General features: G+C 70.8%; 1 protein-coding gene. It reads right to left on the reverse strand.

The window, feature by feature from the left end; genetic code table 11:
- Window positions 1-274 (reverse strand): hypothetical protein (locus EOD29_RS31740; protein WP_206520549.1); only part of this gene is annotated, 274 nt, incomplete at both ends.

Consider the following 274-nt stretch of genomic DNA (forward strand, 5'->3'; position numbering starts at 1 on the left):
GTCGGGGTGCTTCAGGCGCACGTACGCGTTCGCCATGTAGCCGACCTCGACCGCCTGGGTCGCCGTACCCGCCCCCGGCAGATGGGCGTCGATCACCCAGTCCCCGTACTGCTGCTGCATCTCCTCCACCCCGGAGTAACCCTGGATGTGGCCGTCGCCGGTGGGGCGCAGCGCGACCATCCCGGCGGCGTACTGCCGGCTGAGCGACGCGTGCACGTCACCGTGCACCACGGCCCTGGCCCACTCGGTGAAGATGTCGACGTCGTTGCCGGCG

The organism is Mesorhizobium sp. M1A.T.Ca.IN.004.03.1.1, from assembly GCF_003997555.1.
Lineage (GTDB): Bacteria > Pseudomonadota > Alphaproteobacteria > Rhizobiales > Rhizobiaceae > Mesorhizobium.